This window comes from Limnohabitans planktonicus II-D5 (genome assembly GCF_001270065.2).
Classification (GTDB): Bacteria; Pseudomonadota; Gammaproteobacteria; order Burkholderiales; family Burkholderiaceae_C; genus Limnohabitans_A; species Limnohabitans_A planktonicus.
Genome location: NZ_LFYT02000006.1, coordinates 151,613 through 170,340 on the forward strand (window position 1 = coordinate 151,613; position 18,728 = coordinate 170,340).

Below are 18,728 nucleotides of genomic sequence, written 5' to 3' on the forward strand. Positions count from 1 at the left end.
TCTTGTGAGGGCGGGGATTTTGACGAGATCAAGGAGGCAGCACCTTGGCTTGGACCTCTTTACCCGACTACACGCCCCCAATTTTCCAGTTCAACAGTGTTTACACTGAGCGTCATTGAACGGCCTTGAAAGGTGTCTGGGTGGTGTGCCTCCATTGAAGGCCTTCTGCGCAGGACACAGCATCTACGGCCCAGCAAAGGAACATTCATGAGAATGCAAGCACTCCTTGGAGTGGAACTCCCCATCATTCAGGCACCCATGGCGGGCGTGCAGGGCAGCGAACTGGCGATAGCCGTTTGCAACGCGGGTGGGCTTGGCTCGCTGCCATGCGCCATGCTGAGCCTGGATGCCATGCGCCAGGAACTGGCTGTCATCCGCATGCGCACAACGCGGCCCTTCAACGTCAACTTCTTCTGCCACTCACCGCCTGTGCCCAGCGCTGTTCGGGAGCAAGCCTGGAAAGCCGCACTCTTACCGTACTTCGAAGAATTCGGGATTGACCCAACAGCTGTGACTTCGGGCCCTGGCAGGCATCCATTCAACGAGGAAGCCGCCGACGTATTGGCCGAGTTCAGACCGGAAGTCGTCAGCTTTCACTTCGGGCTGCCCTCGGCCAAACTGCTCGCTCGGGTCCGCAGTTGGGGAAGCAAGATCCTGTCTTCGGCGACCACTGTGAGCGAAGCACGTTGGCTTGAGGCACAAGGTGTCGACGCGATCATTGCGCAAGGGCTTGAAGCAGGTGGACATCGAGGAATGTTTTTATCCGACGACCTCCATACTCAAATCGGGACGTTCGCCTTGCTGCCCCAGATGGTGAAGGCGGTCAAAGTGCCTGTCATCGCTGCAGGCGGAATTGCCGATGCAAACGGCGTGGCAGCAGCGTTGGCGCTGGGCGCGGCGGGTGTTCAGGTTGGCACTGCATACATGCTCTGTCCCGAGGCGACCACCTCCACCTTACACCGCGCCGCCTTGATGAGCAAAGAATCCGAATTGACGGCGCTGACGAATCTGTTCACCGGTCGACCCGCCCGTGGAATCATGAATCGGATCATGCGGGAACTGGGCCCTATCCGTGCGGACGTGCCTGCGTTTCCCCTGGCGACCTCCGCCATCGCACCTCTGCGGCAAGCGGCTGAAGCTCGCGGAATAGACGGTTTCTCACCTCTATGGGCAGGGCAAAACGCATCTGGCTGCCGCGAGATACCGGCTGCGTCGCTGACTCGGTTACTCGCAGGTTTGTCAGTTGCGTCTGAACCCCTCGCTGAACTCGAACGTTAGGCATCAAGAGGCCAAGAGTACAAACCATCGTCCAAGGCGATAAGCCAAATCAAGTTGAAGCCGTGGAATCAGAGTTTGCGCGTTGATCAACGCGCCTGCCCCGTCAACCCGAAAACCATGGTTGTGGCTGTTGTTGGGACATATGGGAGAACAAATCACCCGCCGAGGCAATCGCCGAACTGCCAGAGCAATGGCACGCATTACAAGAGTGAACATGCGGACTTTGAAAATCAAACCGCGCAGGTCGCTCACAAGACATCCAGCGAATGCGCTGCGTTGCCGGTGGATCGATGTCAAATTCGAGAAAAATGCCCACTTGCGCTGTGCTCCATGCCCACTCACACCCAGCATTTGCCCCTGGCTGGGCTGGGACAACATCAGGCCGTTTCGCAGGTAACGGAATTCGGCCCCTGTCAGCTTGGATGGTTTCTTGGTCAGGGCCGTGCAAATGGTTGGCGTCAAGCCTTCCAGGTCATCAATCGCCACCGCTTGGCCATAGGGTGTTTATTGCACCCGGTAGCCGTTGACAAGCCGCATGTTTTGCAAGCCCCCGTCTGTGTGGTGGTACATGGTCCTTTCTCCTATCAGTAACGCAGTGACAACAATTCCAGCCCCGGCGCTGGTTGGCTCAGTCGTCGTAGTGAAAGCGACAGGCCACGATCAACACAGACACTTCATCGGCTTCGTAAACCAGACGGTTGGTTTCATCGATGCGCCTTGACCAAAACCCCGCCAAGTTGCCCACCAGGGGTTCGGGCTTGCCTATTCCTTCAAATGGATCGCGGCAAGCGGCATCGATCAGGGCGTTGATTCGCTTTAGTGTTTTTCGGTCTTGCCCTTGCCACCAGGTGTAGGCGTCCCAGCCGTCAGGGGTAAAGCGAACCTCTCTCATGCGTCTATCAGCTTGCGCCGCTTGGCCTTACCGGCTTTGGCTTGGTCGACAGACCGCATCAGGGCGCGGGCGTTGGCTGGGCTTGAAAGCAGGTAAAGCGTTTCCTGAATGGATGAATACGCCTGTTCAGACAGGATCACGGCGTTGCCCCCTTCACGCCTGTGAATCAGCGTAGGGGCTTGATCGTCAATCACTTGGTCAATCACCGCTTTGAGTGAGTTACGGGCATCGGTGTAGCTGATCACTTGCATGGTGGAAACCTGTTCAGGTAGTTGAACATCTATTTTAAGGGCGCAGGCCAGGCCATGCAAAGCGCCGCCGAAGGTGGGGCCATGGGGGTACCCTTTTCGCGGCCATTTCCGGGGCGGTCTATTGCAGGCCGGGGCCGTGCGGTAGTGGGTACCGGGTAAGGACACCGGGCCGGGGTCAGTCAGGCCACCGGCAACAGCCGGGGCGAAGGGCGCAGTACAGGGCAAGGCATGGGGCCAATTGAACGATTGAAGGGGCCGAAAAAAGCAGGGGCAATACAGGTCGCGCAGGCGGTCAAGGTAATCGGCCCATTGCTGAATCTGGTCAAAGCGTTTTTTCAGGTGGGCATGTCGCGTTTCTACATTCGGCATCGGTCAACATGACGGGCTTCTCTCTGGTTTCATTGGGGGGTAGGGGAACAAAACACGTTTTTTCTTGTTCTCCCGTTTTTGTGCCACCAATTGTTCCCCCGCTTTGAGCTGGCTGCCAACGAACCGCACCGGACTAACTTGGACGATAGAACAGCGATTTCCCAATGAAAAAAGCCGTTCACTGGATGTCAGTGAACGGCCTTGGATCGTGTTCTGGTGGTGATAGGTGGATTTGAACCACCGACATCAGCATTATGAATGCTGCGCTCTAACCAACTGAGCTATATCACCTTTAAACCAACTTCATGGCAAACTGTCATGAAGTGGATGACGCGTGTCATCAAGCCCATTATTCTACACATAAATTTGACGAAAAAAGCCATCCTCGGCGCAAGAAAACCCAGATGACCTCAAAAAATTCAAAGGATGAGACGTTCGCAACACAGGCTGCCCAAGTGATTTGGGAACTGTGGCAATCGGGTCAGACACGCCAAGCCCTGCCTGAAACCTGCAAACCCTTGACCGCGATACAAGGCTACCAGGCGCAAGCCCAGTTGCCCATGGTGTCTGGCCGTGCTGTGGTGGGCTGGAAGATTGCAGCCACCAGCAGCAATGGCCAGGCCCACATCAACGTGAGCAGTCCTTTGGCAGGGCGCTTGTTGTCGGGACAGGTGTTTGAAAGCGGGGCCGCCGTGCCATCAAAGGGCAACCGCATGCGGGTGGCCGAGCCGGAATTTGCCTTCACGATGGGCCAAGACCTGACACCGAAAACAGAACCTTACAGTGTGGCCGAAGTCATGGCCGCCGTGGCCACACTGCATCCGGCCATCGAAGTGCCGGACTCGCGGCTCGAGCCATTTACCGAAGCGGGAGAGGCCCAATTGCTGGCCGACAACGCTTGCGCACGTCATTTCGTGCTGGGGCCAGCCGCTCCCGAGGGGTGGCAAAACACCGATTTGAGCCAGCATGAAGTGCACTCACAAGTGATGCAGGGCGAAAGCCTGCGTTACATCCGCAAAGGCTCAGGCGCTTGGGTCTTGGGTGATCCACGCATGGCCTTGACCTGGCTGGCAAACCAGCTGTCGAGTCTGGGCATCACGCTTCAAAAAGGGCATGTGGTCACCACCGGCACCTGCATGGTCCCCCTGGAATTGGAACCCGGTGAAACCGCACATGCTGACTTTGGCGTGCTGGGGCAAGTGAACATGCATTTTTCAGACTAGCCCACCTGCACGGTGATGGGCAGCAACATGCGCCGTGTGCCCAGCCAAAGGTTGGCCACATAAGCCCCACAACAAGCGCCGGCCAATGCTGCCCCAATGCGTGACGATGCATCTTGTTGACGGGACCTGCTGTGGGCAAGGGACGAACGCATCAACACAGGACAGACCACGGAGTCACCCAGATGACTGAGTACATGCCACGAACCCTGCGGGTCTGGGCGACACTGACCATTGGCAAGCCCTTTGGACTTTAAGGTGTGAACTTGAACATGGGGTCTTGAAAACTGCCCTTCAACCTCCTGCCTCCCCCCACTCAACGGAGTACCTTCATGCTGAAATTCTTCTTCAACGCCGCCCCCAACCCCATGAAGATCGCCCTGCTGCTCGAAGAGCTGGGTCTGCCTTTTGAAGCCGTGCCCGTGGACACGCGCAAGGGCGAACAATTTGCGCCAGACTTTTTGGCCATCAACCCCAACGCCAAAGTGCCTGCCATCACCGATGGTGACGTGACCGTGTTCGACAGCAACGCCATCTTGTTGTACTTGGCCGAGCGCGAACAAAAATTCATGCCTGGTGTGGCACAAGCCAAAGAGCGCGGCGCAGCCCTGTCTTGGTTGCTTTTCATCGCGAGCGGCATCGGGCCGTTTTCGGGTCAATCGGTGCACTTTCGCCATGCCGCACCCGAACCCAAAGACTATGCTTTGAACCGCTACGACTTTGAAGCGCACCGCCACTGGAGCGTGCTGGAAAAGCATTTGGCGCAAAACACTTACATGCTGGGCGAGCACTACAGCATCGTCGACATGGCCCTGTGGGGCTGGGCCCGCATGCTGCCTTATGTGTTGGGCACGGGGGAAGCTACCTGGACGCAGTACCCCCACATCAAACGCGTGCTGGATCTGGTCAACGCCCGCCCGGCCGCGCAACGTGCCGAAGCCTTCAAAACGAAATACACCTTCAAGACCGAAATGGATGCGGACGCCAAGAAGTTCATGTTCCCGCAAAACGAGCGGCTGAACAAGGCCTGAGCCCAAAGCTCAGCCCAGACGTGGTGGCGGCGATGTCAACCATCGCCCACAGGGGGGCCCTTCGATGGGATCGCATCGCCCGAGGGGCTTGCGTTCATGACTTCTATTTCATCGTCTGAAGCGAAAAGCCCGCGATTTTTTTGTAGTCCTCTGAAATTTGCCGCAACTCGGCCTGACTGATCACGTCGTCAATGTGGCGAAACGGTTTGCCTTGTGTCAGTTCATCGACCTTGATGTTGATGAAGTCCGGCGGCGTGCTGCGGTTGGTCAAGACCACCTGGGTGGTCAATGGCCTGCGCACAGTTTCGTAACGATGCAGGGCCTGCACCCAATCACCGCCTGGTGGGATCTGGGCCAATTCGTCGGCCAAGGTGCGTGCATCCACCAGCGCTTGCGCCGAACCATTGGAGCCACGCGGATACATGGGGTGCGCTGCATCGCCCAGCAAGGTGACGCGCCCAAACGTCCATTGCGCAACAGGATCCTTGTCCACCATCGGGTATTCCAAAATCGAATCGGCCTTGGCGATCAATTCGGGCACGTTCAGCCAATCAAAGGTCCAGTCCTTGAACAAGGGCAAGACATCTTCCAGTCGACCTTGGCGGTTCCAGTCGTTGGGGCTTTCGTTTTGCAAGCCGATTTCAGCCACCCAGTTGATCAGCTGGGTGCCTTGCCCGTCAATGTTGTCAGCAATCGGGTAAATCACCATCTTGCCGGTGTCGATCGAGCCCACCCGCATATAGCTTTTGCCCGTCAGGATCGGCTTGTGCCGCGTGACGCCGCGCCAGGTGTTGATGCCATTGAATGCCACTTTCTCATTCGGGTAAAACACCCGGCGCACCGCCGAGTTGACGCCGTCCGCTGCCACCACCACACCAGTGCGCACCGCTGGCAAAGTTTGACCTTGCGCATCGGTGAAGAAAAGCGTCACACCCGTTTCGTCCTGATGCAGGCTGGCAAAGCGGTGCCCCGTGTGCACCCGCTCAGCACCCAAGCGCTGCACCGCCGCGTCCCACAAAATCTTGTGCAGCTTGCCCCTGTGAATGCCCACCTCAGGCAGCGCATAACCGGCATGGCGACCTCGCAGTTCGCTGTAAATGAACTGGCCATAGCGGTTGTAGAACACGCTTTCGTAGTTTTCAATGCCTGCGGCCTCCACCGATTCGGCCAAACCCAACGCCGCCAACTCGCGCATGGCATGCGGCAACACGGTGATACCCACCCCGATCTCGTTGACTTGGGGCACCGCTTCAAACACATCACACACCACACCGCGGTGGTGCAAATGCAGCGCCAAAGCCAAACCCCCAATGCCACCGCCCACGATGGCGATGTCTGCTGTTCTTTGTGTCATATGCACCCTTGAATCCAAGCCCTTCAATCGGCTGAAATTTGTTTGGAACGAATCACATGGCCCCAACGCGGGTAGTCTTTGGCCACCAAGGTGCCCAACTCGGCCGGGGTGGAGGTGCTGGCATCCATGCCCGCTCGGGCCAGCAGTTCCTTGACATCGTTTTGGCGGATGATGGCCGAAATTTCGGCATTTAACCGGGTCACCACCGCAGCCGGTGTTTTGCTGGGCGCATAAAACGCGTACCAAAGGTCAACGTCTATGCGCTGGATGCCGACCTCGGCAAAGGTAGGCACTTCCGGGGCCACGGGATGCCGCTTTTGGCTGCCCACTGCCAGCGCCACCAAGCGACCGCTTTTGACAAACCCGGCGGCCACATGCACTGGCAAAAATCCAGCCTGAACTTCACCCGCCAACAAATCTTGCGTGTAACCCGCCGTGCCGCGATAAGGCACATGCAACATGAAGGTGTCGGTCTCGAGTTTGAACAATTCCATGGCCATGTGGTGGGGGGTGCCCACACCGGGCGAACCAAAATTCAAACGACCCGGCTGGGCCTTGGCCATGCGCACCAAGTCACTGGCGGACTTCACACCGGTTTTGGGATGGGCCACCAACATCAAGGTGCCGTAGGCCGTCATGCCAATGGGCGCAAAGTCGGTGACCGGGTTGTAGCTGCTCTTGGCGCTCATTTGTGTGGCCATCAGCATGGTGTTGGCCGTGATCAACAGGGTGTGGCCATCAGGGACCGATTTGGCCACCGCATCCGAGCCAATGTTGCCGCTGGCACCCGCTTGGTTTTGCACCAACACCGGTTGGCCCAAGCGCTCACTCAGGCGCGGTGCCACGGCCCGGGCAATCGTGTCCATGCCGGTGCCCGGCGTGAAGGGCACGATGATTTTGATGGGCTGGGTGGGGTAAGGCGCTGCGGTCTGGGCTTGCGCAGCGCCCATGAGCACGAAGGCCGTCAAAGCAACCAGGCAAGCCCGGCTATGGCGAAGTGAAGGAAATGTCATCGAAGTCTCCTGTCGTTAAATGTTCAGGTCCAGCGCCCAATACTGCCCCACCAGATCGTGTCCAAACGAATGGTGCTTTTCTTCAGACACCAACACAAAACCCGCAGTTTGGTAGATGCGGCGTGCCGCATGCAGGATGTCGTTGGTCCACAAAGTCAGTTTTTGATAGCCCCGGTCTTTGGCAAAAGCGATGCATTCCTGCGTCAGGCGTCGACCCAGACCCGTGCCGCGCATCTCGGGCTCCACATACAGCAAGCGCAGTTTGGCTTCAGTGTCCGAGACCTTGACCACAAAGGCCGAGCCCACCACCTGGCCTTCGCACTCGGCAATCCAGGCGTTTTCTTTGGCGGGGTCCAGGTTGTTGACGTAGTGCGCAGCGATCTCGGCCACCAAGGCTTCGAAGGTGCCATCCCAGCCGTATTCTTGGGCGTACAAAATGCCCTGACGGTGCGCCACCCAACCGATGTCGCCCACTCGCAGGCCGCGCAAAACGATGTGGGGTGTCATGACTTTTCACCGATTTCGTAGCGTTGCCCCAGCGCCAGCAATTGAGGCGTTTCAATGACCGCGTTCAGGCCATCGAAGTCCAGCATCTGATCTTGCCAGGGCCGCGTGGTCTGGTGGGCGTGCAAGCTCGCATAGTAGCCCTGCAAGGTGTGCAGCACCGCCCGCGCGGTGCCGCCCGGAAAGATCACGATCTTGAAGCCACGCTCGCCCAACTCAGCCGCGCTTTGCACCGGCGTCTTGCCGCCTTCGACCATGTTGGCCAAGAGCGGCACACGCTTGGCAAACTGGGCGCAGGCACGGGTCATTTGTTCATCGGAGCGCAGGGCTTCGATGAACAGTGCATCCACCCCACATTCGAGGTAACGCTCGGCCCGCTCCAGCGCTGCGTCCAGGCCTTCGACCGCCACCGCATCGGTGCGCGCCAGGATCAAGGTGTTCTTGTCATGGCGGGCATCGAGTGCAGAACGCAGTTTGCCCTGCATCTCGGCCACGGGCACCACACCTTTGCCGTCCAGGTGGCCGCAGCGTTTGGGGAAGGTCTGATCCTCGATCTGGATCATGGCGGCCCCGGCCCGCTCAAAGTCGCGCACGGTGCGTTGGGTGTTGAGCGCGTTGCCAAAGCCGGTGTCGGCGTCCACGATCACGGGAATGCTCACCCGGTCGGTGATGTGCGCCAAGGTTTGCGCAACTTCGGTGGCGGTGGTCAGACCAATGTCGGATCGGCCCAATCGCGTGTAGGCGATCGATGCGCCCGACAGGTACACGGCTTCAAAACCGGCTTGCTGCGCGACCAGCGCGGTGAGTGCGTCGTACACACCGGGGGCGAGCAAGGCCTGGTCTTGTTGCAGCCGCTTTGCCAAAAGGGATTGGACCAAAGGGTGTGGCTGGCTCATGGCGTGTCTTTCAAAAGTTGTTGTGCGGTGTGCGCTGCAATGTGACCACCCGCGATGGCGCTGAGCAAACCATTGCCCGACAAATAACCCCAGACTTCTTGGCCCGACACGCCCCGTGCTGCACCGCCTGCGGCCAGCACATTGGGCAAAGGGGTGCCGTCCTGGCGCAACACGCGGGCTTGCGCGTCGATGTCCAAACCGCCTTGGGTGTGGAACAAAGCGCCCGTGACTTTGATGGCGTGAAACGGGGCTTGCAAAGCGCGTTTGAAGTGACGGCCCGTGGACTGGTCGGTGCCGGGTTGCACGGCGTTCAAGCTGGCTTGTAAAACGTCTGACGGGCACCCGATGAGTTGCGCCAGTGCCACCGCATCGCCTGCGTGCTGCACCGCGCCCGCACCTTGCGCCGCCACAAAATCCGGAAAGTCTTGTGCAAAGGCCAGCAGCGCATCGTCAAACACATTCCAGGCCACGCCACCCGGCTGCGCCAGCACATGCACTGCCGCCTCGGAGTAGCCTTGGGTTTCGTCGTGAAAGCGTTGGCCTTGTGCGTTGATCTGCACGCCGCCTTCCATCATCAGCGCCCACGAGATCAATGCCCCTTGTGGCACGGCCCAAGAGCCGTGGCCTTGGTACGCGCCCAAGTCGGCCAGGCGTGCGCCCAGTTGTTGGCCCCAGGCAATGGCACTGCCGTCGTTGCCCACATGGCCCGCATAAGTGGCCTCGGCCATTTCGGGCAGCATCTCTTTCACCATGGCCGTGGCCCCGCCAAAACCGTTGCAGGCCAAGATCACCGCATCACAGCGGATGCGCTCGGTCTGGCCATCGGGCCTGACAAAACCCACACCGTGGATGCGCTGCGCGTCGTCGGCCCACAGCTCGGTGACTTGCGCTTGTGTGAGCACCACCACGCCGGCGGCGTCGGCTGCCGCTTGCAGGCGGCTCATCAGACCGGCACCGGTTTTTTCGGGCACGGCGTGCATGCGGTGGGCGCTGTGGCCGGGGTACAAAAAGTTGTCCAGCACCTGCCAGGGCAAGCCGTGGTGATTGGCCAGTGCGTCCATGGCGGGGCCGATATGCTGGGCATAGGCTTGCAACAGGTGGGGTGCGGCTTGGCCATGGGCCTTGGCCTGAATGTCTGATGCGAACAAGTCCACGCTGTCGGTGATGCCTTGGGCTTGTTGCGCTTGCGTGCAGGGGGCCGGGATGAAGCCAGAGGACAAAGCGGTGGAGCCTGCGGCAAAGGCATCGCGCTCCAGCACCACACAGTCCACGCCCAAACGGTACAAAGCCAGCGCTGCTGTGAGCCCACAAGCACCAGCGCCCACAATCACCACCGGTGTGTGGTCCTCGGCTTGCAAATCAGCAGCCAGACGAACTTGCGGCAGCGGCGCGTTCATGACCTCAGCCCAGTTGCTGCAAAAAAGTGGCGCTGTCCATGACATCGGCCACCGAGCCCATGTCGGCCAACGCCGCCTGGTGCGCGGCATCTCTGAAGGCGGCGCAACCGTCCGACAACACAATGGCGTGGTAGTCGCGCACATGGGCATCCCGCACCGTGCTGGCCACGCCACCGTTGGTCACGATGCCGCACACCACCAGGGTGTCGATGCCCGATTTTTTCAGCACCCAGTCGAGCTGCGTGTTGAAGAAAGCCGAATACGCCACCTTGAACACCGACACATCGACCAGCGGGGCCAGCAGGTCCACATTGGCTTGCCCCCGACTGCCCGGTGCAAAGTCGCCCTTGCGCAAAAACGGGCGGCGCTCTTTCAGGTGCGCCGAGATCATGGGCTCGCCCTGCGCATCGGGCCAGAGGGTGAACAGGCTGGCCGTGACCAGGCCGCCACGGCCTTTGATCGCACGGGCCACAGGGGCCATGCGCTCGGGCAGTTTCACGGCTTCTGCACTCAGGGTGTTGCCCCGTGCATAAGCGCCATCGGGCGCGAGAAAGTCGTTTTGCAGGTCCACGATGACCATGCCCAGTTTCGCGTTCTTCAAGTTCATGCGCTTTACTCCTGTCACTTATCGATCGGACTTCTGAGCTCCGTGGACTTGGTCCCCCACAGAAATGTCGGGGTCTTCGACCACCGACCTACAAGACACCGCCCATGTTGTAGGTCGGCACTCGCAGAGTCCGACATGGCCAGCTTCACCGGTGACATTGACACAGGCCGCATAGGTTCACGCAGAATTGTCGGGGTCTTCGACCACCGACCTACAAGACAGCGCCCTTGTCGTAGGTCGGCACTCGCAGAGTCCGACATGGCCAGCTTCGCCGGTGACATTGACACAGGCCGCATAGGTTCACGCAGAATTGTCGGGGTCTTCGACCACCGACCTACAAGACACCGCCCATGTTGTAGGTCGGTACTCGCAGAGTCCGACATGGCCAGCTTCACCGATGAAGTCCACACAGGCCCCTCAGGTTCGCTCAGAATTGTCGGGGTCTTCGACCACCGACCTACAAGACAGCGCCCTTGTCGTAGGTCGGCACTCGCAGAGTCCGACATGGCCAGCTTCACCGATGAAGTCCACACAGGCCCCTCAGGTTCGCTCAGAATTGTCGGGGTCTTCGACCACCGACCTACAAGACACCGCCCATGTTGTAGGTCGGTACTCGCAGAGTCCGACATGGCCAGCTTCACCGATGAAGTCCACACAGGCCCCTCAGGTTCGCTCAGAAATGTCGGGGTCTTCGACCACCGACCTACAAGACACCGCCCATGTTGTAGGTCGGCACTCGCAGAGTCCGACATGGCCAGCTTCGCCGGTGACGTTGACACAGGCCGCATAGATTCACGCAGAATTGTCGGGGTCTTCGACCACCGACCTACAAGACGGCGCACATGTTGTAGGTCGGTACTCGCAGAGTCCGACATGGCCAGCTTCACCAATGAAGTCCACACAGGCCCCTCAGGTTCGCTCAGAATTGTCGGGGTCTTCGACCACCGACCTACAAGACAGCGCCCTTGTCGTAGGTCGGTACTCGCAGAGTCCGACATGGCCAGCTTCGCCGATGAAGTCCACACAGGCCCCTCGGGTTCGCTCAGAATTGTCGGGGTCTTCGACCACCGACCTACAAGACAGCGCACATGTTGTAGGTCGGTACTCGCAGAGTCCGACATGGCCAGCTTCGCCGGTGACATTGACACAGGCCGCATAGGTTCACGCAGAATTGTCGGGGTCTTCGACCACCGACCTACTAGACGGCTCCCTTGTCGTAGGTCGGTACTCGCAGAGTCCGACATGGCGAGCTTCACCGATGAAGTCCACACAGGCCCCTCGGGTTCGCGAAGAGGTATCGGGGTCTTCGACTGCCGATTTGCAACGTACAGACGCACGGTCACTCGCTGCGCTCCACCAATAAGTTGCCGAGTTTGTCGACCCGGCCCTCAAAGCCCGGCTCCAACCACACCGTGGTGTCGGGTTGTTCCAAAATTGCCGGGCCTTGCACCACGGTGCCCACGGGCAAGCTCAAGCGCTCGTAGCGCTGCGCCGTCCACCATTGGCCCTGGTGGTAGACCTGCTGCTCGCCCACCGGAGTGGTGCGGCCTTCGCCCTGTGGGGCCAGCACCGCCAGATCGAACTTGGGACGCCGTCCGATACGGGCATAACGCAGGTTCATCACGCGGATCACCGGGCCTTGCAGCACACGGCCAAAGGCGTGCTGGTAAGCCGCTTCAAACGCGGCCAACAAGCCCGCCGCATTCAAAGCTTCTCGTTTCACCGGCACTTGCAGGGTGTGGGTTTGGCCCATGTAGAGCATGTCAAAGCTGATGACTTCGTCCACCCGCACAAAGTTCACACCGGCAGAATCGAGGCGCACCTGGCAAGCCTCGGCCAGTGCGTCTACGCGTTGCAGCAACGCAGGCCAAGCCACATCGACCAGCGCCACGTTCAGGGTTTGCACCGCATCATGGCGCATGTCGGCCATCACACAACCCAGCGCCGATGTGACACCCGGGTAACGCGGCACGATGCCGGTGGTCACGCCCACCTCGCGCATCATGGCGCAGACATGCAGGCCGCCGCCGCCGCCAAACGGCATGTAGGCGAACTGGCGCGGATCGTGGCCGCGCTCGATCGACACCACGCGGATCGCGCCCGCCATGCGGGCATTGGCCACCGTCAAAATCGCTTCGGCTGCAGCCAGCGCGGTCAAGCCCAAAGGCTCGGCCACATGCTGGGCAATTGCTTTTTCGGACAAGCCAGAATCCAGCTTTTGCAACAAACCGCCACCCAAAGGCCGATCTGCCGCGATGCGGCCCAAGAGCACATTGGCGTCGGTCACCGTGGGTCGGGTGTTGCCGCGCCCGTAACAAGCGGGGCCGGGAATGCTGCCGGCCGACTCGGGGCCCACTTGCAGCATGCCGCCCGCATCGACCGAAGCGATCGAGCCGCCACCGGCACCGATGGTCTCGATCTGGATCATGGGCGAGCGCACCACCAGGCCAAACTCGATGGACGTTTGCGCGGCGAGGGCCGCTTCGCCACCGGCCACCAAGGACACGTCAAACGAGGTGCCGCCGATGTCGCCCGTGATGACGTTTTCAAAGCCCGAAGCCCGCGCAATCTCTGCGCAAGCCATCACGCCTGCCGCCGGGCCAGACAGCGCCGTGCGCACCGGCACATCACAAGCGGTCTGGCGTGACATCACGCCGCCGTTGCTTTGCACAATCAGCAACTCACCGCCAAAGCCCTGGGCGCGCAAGTCACCATCGAGGCGCTGCAAATAGCTGCCCACCACAGGCTGCAAAGCGGCATTCAGGGTAGCAGTCGAGCAGCGCTCGAATTCACGAATCTCGGGCAGCACTTCACTGGCCGCCGTCACATAGCTGTTGGGCCAGATCTCGCGCACAGCCGCCACGGCCGCTTGTTCGTTGCCGGGGTTGGCATAGGCGTGCACAAAGAAGACACACACCGCCTCGCAGCCTTCGGCCAGCAAGGCGCGGGCTTGTTCGCGTACTTGGTCCAAATTCACAGGCGTGTGCAATTGGCCATCGGCCAGCACGCGCTCGTCCACTTCCAAACGCCAAGCCCTTGGCACCACGGGCGTGTAGCTGCCGCGCAGGCCCCAGGTTTGTGGGCGGTCGCGGCGGCGCATTTCCAGCACGTCGCGAAAGCCGCGTGTGGTGATGATGCCGGTGCGGGCGATCTTGCGCTCCAGCAAAGCGTTGGTGCCCACGGTGGTGCCGTGCACGATGGTGGCGATGTCTTTGGCGCCATCGGCACCCGTGTTGCCGGTGACCTTGGCGATGCCGTTCATGAAGCCCCGGGCTTCTTCACCCCGGGTCGACGGCACTTTCACGATGCGGGCCTGGCCGGTTTTTTCGTCCAGCACAAACAGGTCGGTAAACGTACCGCCCACGTCCACACCCACCACCCAATGCGGTTGGTTCACAGAATGCCCACTCATGCTTGTTCCTTGCGTTCTTGGCTATAACCGAGTGCGATGTCCTTGGCACGGTCTTGTTCTGACCGGTCTGCCGGGTTGCCCCAGCCGCCACCGCCCGGTGTTTGCAGGCGAACCCGGTCGCCCTTCTTCAATTGAATGCCAAGCATCTTCGACACCATCGGCGGTGTCTTCCACTCCCCGTTCTGGCAATACTCAAACACATTGGGCAGCGCAGGCTGGCCGCCATGAATGCCCTTGGGGGCCGACTTGCCACGCTCGCCAAAGATGAAGGCCTCGGCGCTGTCTTCGAGCAATTCGATCTCATAGATCGCGCCCAAGCCGCCCCGGTGCTGGCCATCGCCCCCCGAGCCGGGGCGCAAAGCCCACTGCGTGAATCGCACCGGGTAGGCCGCTTCCAAAATCTCCATGGGTGGGATGGTGGCGGTCGAGATCGGCGCGTTGCCGTGCGACAGGCCATCGCCATCCGAATGGCCACCGTGCCCGCCTCCAAAGAAGCTGAACATCACCCAGCGCTGCCCTTTACGCTTGTCGTCGGTGCGGTGACCGGCGATCGACAAGGCGTTGATGGTGCCGTAGGCGTGGGCCACCGCCCGCTTGGGGTCCGCCAAAGCCGTGGCGCTGAAGATCACATCGATCATGCGCAAAATGGTTTCGGTGTAGCCGCCCACCGGGCGCGGACGCGAGGCGCTGATGACCAGGCCATCCGGAATCACAAAATCCACCGCATCCAGCACGCCTGCGTTGGCCGGCACATCGGGGAACACATGCTTCAAAGCCACATAACAAGCGGCGACTGCCGTGGCGCGTGAGATGTTCACTGGCCCCGCGCATTGCGCCGAGGTGCGCGAAAAGTCCAGCGTCAACCGGTCACCGGCCACGGTCATGTCGAGCGCAATCGTCAGCAGCTCGTCTTTCACGCCGTCGTTGTCCAGCACGTCTTCAAAGCTGTAGCGGCCATCGGGCAGACTGCCAATGTGTGAACGCATCAAGCGCACAGCGCGGGTGCGCAGCTCCACCAAGGCCTGGGCCACTTTGGCGTCGCCGTATTCGTCCAGCAAGCCGTCCAGGCGGCGCGCGCCCAATTCGAGCGCGGCCAGCTGGCCGTTCAGGTCGCCCCACAGGCTGTCGGGCAAGCGGGTGTTGGCGCGCAAAATGGCCAGCACATCGTCATCCAGGACACCCGCACGCAAGATGCGCACCGGCGGGATCTGCACCGCTTCTTGCCAGCACTCGGTCGCGGCCGGGTTGTAGTTGCCGGGCACCGCACCGCCCACGTCGTGCCAGTGCGCAGCCGATGCCAAAAAGCAATACAGCTGCCCATTTCGAAAGCAGGGCTTCACCAGCTTGAAGTCGTTGGCGTGTGTGCCGCCCTCATACGGGTCGTTGAACAGCCACACATCGCCTGGCTGCATGCCGCCACGCTCAGCGGCCACACGCATGGCCGCGCGCACGGCAAAAGCCATGGCGCCCACAAACACGGGCAAGCCCGACTTGCCCTGAATCAGCGTGTCGCCGGTGCGGGCGTCATACAAGCCGTGGCAAGCGTCGTGCGCCTCGGCAATGATGGGGTTGAAGGCGCTGCGGTAGAGCGTCGCGTCCATCTCGTCGGCAATCTGTTCGAGTCGGCCGCGCAACACAGCCAAGGTGACGGGGTCCATCACAGCTTCCATCACAGGTTCAGTCGGGTTCATGCAGGCTTTCTTTGTTTGAGCAGGGGGAGCAAACCGCCTACATCGACCATGTCCATCAAAAAATCAGGAATCGGGGCGCAGGCCAAGCGCTGGCCGTTGGCGCGAATCACCAGCGGTGTATCGCCTTCAAACGTCACACCCACACGCTCGCCCTCTTCGATGCGGTCGGCTTCGGGGCAAGTCAACAGCAACAAGCCCAAGTTGAAGGCGTTGCGAAAATACAGGCCGCTGTACGACGGCGCGATCACCGCCGCCAGCCCCAAGTGCCGCAGCACCCCTGCCGCCTGTTCGCGCGATGAGCCGATGCCAAAGTTGGCCCCGGCCACGATCACATCGCCCTCTTTCACGCCCGAGGCGAAGTCACTGCGTACCGCCTCCAGGCAATGCCAGCCGATCACTTCCAGACCGTGCTTCATGTACGCGCCAGGGGCCAGGGCATCGGTGTCCACATCGGCACCCACACGCCAAACGCGTGCGTTTTGGGAACTGCGCTTGTTCATGCCAGCACCTCGCGTGCATCACTGATGCGCCCGCGCAAGGCCGAAGCCGCCACGGTGAAGGGCGAGGCCAAATACACGTTGACACTGGCCGGGCCCATGCGGCCTTTGAAGTTGCGGGCGGTGGTCGAAATCACGGTGGAGCCTTCTGGGAAAGTCGCGCCGTAGCCCGCACACGCGCCGCAGCTGTTGGGCAGCACCGTGGCCCCGGCGTCCAGCAAAGTTTGCATCACGCCTTCTTGTGTGGCCTGCGCTTGTTCGCGGGCACTGGCAGGGGCCACCATGAGCTGCACCCCAGCGGCCACACGCTGGCCCTTGAGAACCGATGCGGCGGCGCGAAGGTCTTCAAGCTTGGCCCCGGTGCAAGCACCGATGTAAGCAATGTTCGGCAACACGTCGGCAAACGCACCCACATCCCGTGTGTTGGCCGGGCTGTGTGGCGCGGCCACTTGCGGGCTGAGGGTGTTGGCGTCAAAGTTTTGCTGTTCGTACTCGGCGTCTTCGTCTGTGCACCATTGCCCGGCCCCAGCCAAATGCTCAGGGGCGACGCCAATACCGCGCAAATACTGCAAGGTGGTGTCGTCGGCGGCGATCAAGCCCGCCTGCGCGCCCATCTCGGCGCTCATGTTGGACAACGTCATGCGCTCGGCCATCGACAACGCCTGCACGGCAGGCCCGGCAAATTCGACCGCTTGGTATTGCCCGCCGTTCATGCCAAAGCGCCCGACCATGTGCAGCATCATGTCTTTGGCCGACACGCCGCGCTGCAAGCGGCCCGACCAGTGCATGCGCAAGGTGCGTGGCACCTGCACCCATATCTGGCCGGTCACACACACGCCCAGCATCTCGGTCGCGCCGATGCCGAACATATAGCAACCAAACGCGCCGCCTGTGGGCGAATGCGAGTCGCCACCCACACAAAACATACCGGGCTTCAAATGGCCCCGCTCGGGCAGCACCACATGGCAAATGCCCTCGCTGTCGATCACATGCGGCAGCTTCCATTGTTTGGCCGTCTCGCGTGCGATCTGCACGATCTGCTGCGCATCGGCGTCTTGTGCGGGCACGTAGTGGTCCAGGACCAGCACCACTTTGTTTTTGTCCCAAATCTCTGCGCCCAGTTCGTCGAGCATGGGCTTCAAGCGGCGCGGGCCGGACGAGTCGTGAAACATGGCCAGGTCCACCTTGCAGGTGACCACCTCGCCCACGGCCACATGGGCGCGGCCAGCGGCGCGGGCAATGAGTTTTTGCGCCAGGGTTTGCGATACAGCGGCGCTCATTCTGGTTTCGCTCCCGCGTACTGCACCACCTTGCGCCAGCGCACGATCTCGCTGTCGACAAAACGGGCAAATTCTTCCGGGCTGTTGCCCACCGCCGTGGCCCCTTCACTTTCGATGCGGCGCTTGACATCGGGCGACAACACCGCCGCGCGGGCCGCATCGGCCAGGCGTTTGCTCAGTTCAGGGCTCATGCGCGCCGGGCCAAACAAACCAAACCAGGCACTCGACTCGTAGCCCGGCAGGCTCTCGCCAATCGCGGGCACATCCGGGAAAGCCGCCAGCCGCTTGGCGCTGGTCACCCCCAAGGGCTTGAGCTTGCCCGCCTTGATGTGCGACTGCACATTGCCCACTGCCGCGAACATCAGATCGACTTGACCGGCCAGCACATCTTGCACTGCAGGCGCCGTGCCCCGGTAAGGGATGTTGACAATGAAAACGCCTGCTTGCATCTTGAACGCGTCGCCCGCCATGTGCAGCGATGAACCGAGCGCACCAATGGCAAAGTTCAGCTGTCCGGGCTTGGCTTTGGCCAACTTGACAAGCTCAGCCGTGTTGTTGGCGGCCACTTTGGGGTGCGCCACCAAAATCGATGGCGAGGTCGACACCATGGTCAAGGGCGTGAAATCTTTCACCGGGTCAAACGGCAAACTGGGGTAGAGCGAGGCGTTGATGGCATGGCTGGTGAAGCTCATGAGCAGCGTGTTGCCATCGGGCGCGGCCTTGGCCACCGCGTCAGCCGCCAGGTTGCCGCCCGCGCCGGGTTTGTTTTCGACCACCACGGTGCGGCCCAGCTGCGTGCCCAAGACCGTGGCCAGTGTGCGGGCCATGGTGTCGGTGGTGCCGCCTGCCGGGGCACCCACCAAAATTTTGATGGGCGGCAGCGTTTGGGACTGAACCCCGCTCACCCAAGCGGCACAGGCCAAAAGCGTGCCCAACACCCAAGCGCGCCGTGGCGGCTTGGCAGGGTGCGAAGTGGTTAGGTGCGTCATGTGGCTGTCTTCCGTGTCTAAATTCAATCGGGTCCTGCAGCTGGGGG

At 60.9% G+C, this 18,728-nt stretch carries 17 protein-coding genes and 1 tRNA gene; 3 read left to right on the forward strand and 15 right to left on the reverse strand.

Annotated elements, in window-relative coordinates:
- Positions 1–207 precede the first annotated feature (207 nt).
- Positions 208–1,278, forward strand: coding sequence for an NAD(P)H-dependent flavin oxidoreductase (locus H663_RS27725; protein ID WP_053171615.1), 1,071 nt, complete (start codon positions 208–210; stop codon positions 1,276–1,278).
- 3 nt (positions 1,279–1,281) lie between these two features.
- Here H663_RS27725 and H663_RS41270 read toward each other — a convergent pair whose 3' ends face one another.
- From H663_RS41270 to H663_RS27740, 4 genes are all read right to left on the reverse strand, one after another.
- Positions 1,282–1,764, reverse strand: coding sequence for a hypothetical protein (locus H663_RS41270; protein ID WP_133239982.1), 483 nt, complete (start codon positions 1,762–1,764; stop codon positions 1,282–1,284).
- Between the two features lie 142 nt (positions 1,765–1,906).
- Positions 1,907–2,170, reverse strand: a complete 264-nt coding sequence (locus H663_RS27730) for a Txe/YoeB family addiction module toxin (RefSeq protein ID WP_053170705.1) — start codon at positions 2,168–2,170, stop codon at positions 1,907–1,909.
- Positions 2,167–2,421 carry a type II toxin-antitoxin system Phd/YefM family antitoxin gene (locus H663_RS27735; protein ID WP_053170708.1) on the reverse strand — a complete coding sequence of 85 codons (255 nt, stop codon included), beginning with the start codon at positions 2,419–2,421 and terminating at the stop codon, positions 2,167–2,169. The genes H663_RS27730 and H663_RS27735 overlap by 4 nt, the downstream gene beginning before the upstream one ends.
- A 583-nt stretch (positions 2,422–3,004) precedes the next feature.
- Positions 3,005–3,081: transfer RNA gene (locus tag H663_RS27740), tRNA-Met, on the reverse strand.
- Between the two features lie 164 nt (positions 3,082–3,245).
- On the opposite strand from H663_RS27740, the gene H663_RS27745 reads away from it, so the two are divergent.
- Together H663_RS27745 and H663_RS27750 are read left to right on the forward strand one after the other, a co-directional pair.
- On the forward strand, positions 3,246–4,013 hold the full coding sequence (locus tag H663_RS27745) for a 2-keto-4-pentenoate hydratase (RefSeq protein WP_240620436.1): 768 nt from the start codon (positions 3,246–3,248) through the stop codon (positions 4,011–4,013).
- Positions 4,014–4,342: 329 nt separating this feature from the next.
- Complete coding sequence (locus H663_RS27750; protein ID WP_053170713.1) at positions 4,343–5,041, forward strand: glutathione S-transferase family protein; 699 nt, start codon at positions 4,343–4,345, stop codon at positions 5,039–5,041.
- A 103-nt stretch (positions 5,042–5,144) separates the two neighbouring features.
- On the opposite strand, the gene H663_RS27755 is transcribed toward H663_RS27750, so the two are convergent.
- From H663_RS27755 to H663_RS27805, 11 genes are all read right to left on the reverse strand, one after another.
- Positions 5,145–6,395: a flavin-dependent oxidoreductase gene (locus H663_RS27755; RefSeq protein ID WP_053170715.1), complete on the reverse strand. Its 1,251-nt coding sequence runs from the start codon at positions 6,393–6,395 to the stop codon at positions 5,145–5,147.
- Positions 6,396–6,418: 23 nt separating this feature from the next.
- On the reverse strand, positions 6,419–7,408 hold the full coding sequence (locus H663_RS27760; protein ID WP_053170717.1) for a tripartite tricarboxylate transporter substrate binding protein: 990 nt from the start codon (positions 7,406–7,408) through the stop codon (positions 6,419–6,421).
- A gap of 15 nt (positions 7,409–7,423) precedes the next feature.
- Complete coding sequence (locus H663_RS27765) at positions 7,424–7,915, reverse strand: GNAT family N-acetyltransferase (protein WP_053170719.1); 492 nt, start codon at positions 7,913–7,915, stop codon at positions 7,424–7,426.
- The gene (locus tag H663_RS27770) at positions 7,912–8,808 is read right to left on the reverse strand and encodes an isocitrate lyase/PEP mutase family protein (protein WP_053170721.1); all 897 of its coding nucleotides are present in this window, start codon (positions 8,806–8,808) and stop codon (positions 7,912–7,914) included. The genes H663_RS27765 and H663_RS27770 overlap by 4 nt, the downstream gene beginning before the upstream one ends.
- Positions 8,805–10,205, reverse strand: coding sequence for an FAD-dependent oxidoreductase (locus H663_RS27775; protein WP_053170723.1), 1,401 nt, complete (start codon positions 10,203–10,205; stop codon positions 8,805–8,807). Before H663_RS27775 ends, H663_RS27770 begins: the two co-directional genes overlap by 4 nt.
- 4 nt (positions 10,206–10,209) lie before the next feature.
- Complete coding sequence (locus H663_RS27780) at positions 10,210–10,812, reverse strand: cysteine hydrolase family protein (RefSeq protein ID WP_053170726.1); 603 nt, start codon at positions 10,810–10,812, stop codon at positions 10,210–10,212.
- A 1,339-nt stretch (positions 10,813–12,151) separates the two neighbouring features.
- On the reverse strand, positions 12,152–14,224 hold the full coding sequence (locus H663_RS27785; protein WP_053170729.1) for a hydantoinase/oxoprolinase family protein: 2,073 nt from the start codon (positions 14,222–14,224) through the stop codon (positions 12,152–12,154).
- Positions 14,221–15,894 carry a hydantoinase B/oxoprolinase family protein gene (locus H663_RS27790; protein ID WP_205872695.1) on the reverse strand — a complete coding sequence of 558 codons (1,674 nt, stop codon included), beginning with the start codon at positions 15,892–15,894 and terminating at the stop codon, positions 14,221–14,223. Before H663_RS27790 ends, H663_RS27785 begins: the two co-directional genes overlap by 4 nt.
- 17 nt (positions 15,895–15,911) lie before the next feature.
- Positions 15,912–16,415 carry a LeuD/DmdB family oxidoreductase small subunit gene (locus H663_RS27795; protein WP_053170732.1) on the reverse strand — a complete coding sequence of 168 codons (504 nt, stop codon included), beginning with the start codon at positions 16,413–16,415 and terminating at the stop codon, positions 15,912–15,914.
- On the reverse strand, positions 16,412–17,692 hold the full coding sequence (locus H663_RS27800) for a 3-isopropylmalate dehydratase large subunit (RefSeq protein ID WP_053170735.1): 1,281 nt from the start codon (positions 17,690–17,692) through the stop codon (positions 16,412–16,414). Before H663_RS27800 ends, H663_RS27795 begins: the two co-directional genes overlap by 4 nt.
- Positions 17,689–18,681: a tripartite tricarboxylate transporter substrate binding protein gene (locus tag H663_RS27805; protein ID WP_240620437.1), complete on the reverse strand. Its 993-nt coding sequence runs from the start codon at positions 18,679–18,681 to the stop codon at positions 17,689–17,691. Before H663_RS27805 ends, H663_RS27800 begins: the two co-directional genes overlap by 4 nt.
- Positions 18,682–18,728 lie beyond the last annotated feature (47 nt).